Below are 246 nucleotides of genomic sequence, written 5' to 3'. Positions count from 1 at the left end.
ATCGAAGTTCTCTACCTGAAGCGAGGTGCCTATGAGCCGCGAACGCTACATATCAAGCCGTTGGGTCTTTCCTACCAAGACTCCAATATCTACCTCGTATGTATTTTCAAAGGCCTGCATGACGGAAAGCTGGCGTCCCTCCCTCTGCATCGCTTTCAATCTGCCAAGACTATATGGGAAGACCTAAAAGCTCCTGACGGTTTTGAGATGAACTCGTTTGAGGTCAAGCGCAGCCTGATATCCCAG

General features: G+C 49.6%; 1 protein-coding gene. It reads left to right on the top strand.

Features of this window, described 5'->3' with window-relative positions:
• On the top strand, positions 1–246 hold a 246-nt coding region (locus tag Q5762_RS39320), incomplete at both ends, for a hypothetical protein (protein WP_315897117.1).

It is taken from the genome of Streptomyces sp. P9(2023), assembly GCF_032436795.1.
In the GTDB taxonomy this organism is placed as follows: Bacteria; Actinomycetota; Actinomycetes; order Streptomycetales; family Streptomycetaceae; genus Streptomyces.
This window is presented reverse-complemented; position numbering and strand designations above follow the sequence as displayed.